4 protein-coding genes and 1 pseudogene are annotated in these 3,259 nt (G+C 45.4%); 3 read left to right on the top strand and 2 right to left on the bottom strand.

The window, feature by feature from the left end:
• Positions 1 to 303, bottom strand: a pseudogene (locus JGK07_RS00025) (hypothetical protein); the annotation flags it as partial.
• Between the two features lie 83 nt (positions 304 to 386).
• On the opposite strand from JGK07_RS00025, the gene JGK07_RS00020 reads away from it, so the two are divergent.
• Positions 387 to 593, top strand: a complete 207-nt coding sequence (locus tag JGK07_RS00020) for a DNA-3-methyladenine glycosylase (protein WP_293186936.1) — start codon at positions 387 to 389, stop codon at positions 591 to 593.
• A 50-nt stretch (positions 594 to 643) separates the two neighbouring features.
• On the top strand, positions 644 to 943 hold the full coding sequence (locus JGK07_RS00015; protein ID WP_293148499.1) for a hypothetical protein: 300 nt from the start codon (positions 644 to 646) through the stop codon (positions 941 to 943).
• 219 nt (positions 944 to 1,162) lie between these two features.
• On the opposite strand, the gene JGK07_RS00010 is transcribed toward JGK07_RS00015, so the two are convergent.
• On the bottom strand, positions 1,163 to 2,659 hold the full coding sequence (locus JGK07_RS00010) for a glycosyl hydrolase family 57 (protein WP_293193782.1): 1,497 nt from the start codon (positions 2,657 to 2,659) through the stop codon (positions 1,163 to 1,165).
• Positions 2,660 to 3,055: 396 nt separating this feature from the next.
• Here JGK07_RS00010 and JGK07_RS00005 point away from each other — a divergent pair, with 396 nt between their 5' ends.
• Positions 3,056 to 3,223, top strand: a complete 168-nt coding sequence (locus JGK07_RS00005) for a hypothetical protein (protein ID WP_293243601.1) — start codon at positions 3,056 to 3,058, stop codon at positions 3,221 to 3,223.
• Positions 3,224 to 3,259 lie beyond the last annotated feature (36 nt).

The following is a 3,259-nucleotide window of genomic DNA, read 5'->3' as shown; positions in this document are numbered from 1 at the left end:
CTTGAAAGTCGGATAACCTTTCTTTCCGGGAACGGCTTTCTTGCAGTTGTCGTAGAACCGAGCAATGGCAGAATAAGCCCTTTCCACAGAGGCTTGGCAGGCACTAGAGTTCAATTCTTTAACAAAGGCAAACTCTTCTCTGAGCGCAGTGCTGTGACGGTACAAGTCTTTTTGCCCTACTCCTCGGTTGTCGATCCAGAAACGGACGCACTTATTCCGAACGAATTGAGCAGTTCTGATTGCTTCGTCTATAGCGGAGGACTGATTTGGTTTGCCGATCGCCTTGAATTCTAGAACGAACATCTTACGTGGGAACTCCCTACGCTAAAATTCTAACACAAAGCCGTCCTAGAAGGACGGGGCTTTAAACCCAAGTTTTTGGTAAGGTGCTGGAGATCGATCGAACTTTTAGCGGTTTACCCTTGGACGCAGGCCAAGCGCTGCGGTTGGAACACCGGAGCGAAGACTTTCAGCAAGCCGTGGAGGAGGGTACAATAAATTTTGTGCAAACTACGCGGATCGGGATTACTAAAGGGATTGATTTGCCTTGGCGGTGGTATTTGGGGAACTGTGTGGCCGTGTCGCAACTCTAGTAATCTCAAAGGTGTCAGTGTAAATTTGGTAGCTTAAACTTAGTGAAATTATGGCTTACTCTTCTGAAAACCCGATCGTACAACTCAAAAAATGCCTGACTCTCGCTCAGGATGTTGGGAGTCACGCCGAAGCTAACCGAGCTTTCGAGCAATTGTGCGGGATTATAGATGCTGAAAATCCGATGGCCGCGCAACTTTTGGAGATGTTGTGGGAAGACGCAATTCTGGCCAGACGTTCTGCTGTATTTTGGCAGCAAATGAGCGAAGTTGAGAAAGATATGGCGAATAGAATGATGGAAAATATGACGCAGATGAGACAAAATTATTTGCGTTTGATGCAGGAAATGTAGGATTTGGTAATGGGGAATGGGGAATGGGGCATTGGTAATTGGTAATTGGCAATTGGTAATTGACCCGAATTTGCCAACAAGTATAAGGTGCGTCAGCCGAGATATTTGACACTGGTCAAATAGTTGGTTTCCGGGGCACTCTACCATAAATTTTGTTACTTCAACCCGCGGAGGCGGGTTTTGTCTGTGTAGACGCGGTTTCAACCGCCGTCTCATCTTCTATTTCATCAAAGCAGCGCCGCGGTTGTAAAGTTCGCGCGCGTAATCAGTCCAAGTTCCCTGTCCCCAATAGCGGAAACAGCTTGTTTGTACCAACAAGTTGTAAAGCAAAGCCTGCTGATATTCAAACTGCTTGGTAACAGCAGCATCTTTCTGTACCAGCGTGTCGTATTTTTTGTGAAAGGCTGCACTGAGTTGATTCATTGGTTCCAGGACATTTTCGTAGCCCTTCACCCAACTTAAATCGTTAGTCCAAGATGCACCATCCATGTGAAAATTGTGATCGGTTTGCTTGAGTTGCGCGATCGCACTTTCCACCTTTTCCGGCGTTGCACTATCAGGATTCACTTGCAGCCAAATCTTGTGCTGATTAATCCCCTGACAAACAGGATAATCATCAGGATTAACACCCGCCGCCTCAATCATCTCCAAATATTCAGTCCCATTTAAACCGACAACACCGGATTTTCCGCCACCTTGTTCGCGGTTTTCGTGCCAAGCTTTGACAAAGGCGCTGGGGAATTCATTCATCATCACGCCACCATTTTCGCCGTCGGCAATTTGAGTAACTAAAGAAGGAATTGTGACATTGCTAATTTGCTGTTTGTTGCGTCCTTTTGCTTCGTAATAAGGCTGCATTTGACCGACCAATTTTGTATCGGAACCTTGGGTTTTAATCAAAGCCGTGATGCTGATGGTTTCGCCGCGAGAATTGCGGGATTGCAAACGATTGGGAATGTATTTTTGGTCTTGCGACAATCCCGAACCGTCGATATTTTCCACAGAATGTTCCTGCACCATTAGCCAGCGGTAGCCGCATTCTTTCAAAGCTTTGATGTATTCGTAAAGAGTATCGGGGTGATTGGGAAAGTGCATTTCTGGAGGCGAAAAACCTTTAACGCGCTTCAGGGCATCTATGCCAAAAATGGATGCAAAATGATGTTGCCATGCTTGAATTTGGAGTTTGATATCGGGAATTGGAGTTGAGGGAATAACGGCGTGACTCCACATTGTCCCCAGCCATTCTACGTGGGGTTGGTATTCAGGTTCGCAGGTAATTCGCTTGAGGTTGTTGAAGATATCGTCGCGTCCCATTTGGCGCAATCCCCACAATAAATTGCCCGAATAGTCGAGCATAATTCGCGGGTTGCAACCTTCAGCAATCAGTTGGGGAATAAATTCTCCCATGCGTGAATAGCACCAAGCAAAGACTCCGGCATTGTGGTTGTCTCCTTGGTTGGGATTTTCAAACATATTCTGGAGATTGCAGATTAGTTCGCCCTTTGCACCTGCTGGAATTGTAGGTTGGTGCATATGCAGGGCGCAAGCAAATCCGGCTTGAATGTTTTCGAGGCGCAGATTTGTCTTAGGTAAAAAGACTGGTTCGTTGCTGTTGGTGGCGGCAGTGATTTCTGCTTCGGAACCGCAAATGTTGGGCAATCCGGAGCGAAGTTCTTCTAAAACGGGTGGGTTGGGGGATGGTGCGATCGCAGACATAAGTTTTTCTCAAGAATTGTGGAGGAACGCGGTCTGCTATTTGGTAAGATAGCTATATGCTTTTAGGGTAGCAGAAAAGGTAGCAGATTTAAGTAAGTATCGAAAAGTTAGGAATAATCTTTGAGTTAGTTATGCGATCCATATTCGGAAAAAGACGAGACAACTGGCGATTTGCCTCAAGAAATTGAGTTGACAAAAGCGATCGCATGAGTTAGGTTTTTCGGAATTTGTCATTTAGTTGCAGATATTTCGACTTTGGCTCACAATGATTGATTATAAAAACCGCAGATTAAGGCAGATAAACACAGATAAACGCAGATAAAAGTCTGCCAAGATTATTTTCAGGTTGCCGTGCGATCGCGCTGAGACTTTGTACCTCTACCTCGCAGATATTTTATGAATGACAAAAAACTGCTCCTACAGCAGGCGGCGATTAATTTGCTGGTGGCTGTAACCATTGTTCAACCTGGATTGGCTGCTACGATCGCCGATTTATCGGGGGCAGGGCGAACGCATCTAAACTTTATATTAACAGAATATGGTATATTGGACAAGAATTATTGAGTAACTACAAAACATTTAATTAGGGTTCACCTGTAT

Origin of the sequence: Microcoleus sp. PH2017_24_DOB_U_A (assembly GCF_020738205.1) — a bacterium.
Classification (GTDB): Bacteria; Cyanobacteriota; Cyanobacteriia; order Cyanobacteriales; family Microcoleaceae; genus Microcoleus.
The sequence above is the reverse complement of the archived record's forward strand: the minus strand, read 5'-3'. Positions and strand labels throughout refer to the sequence as shown.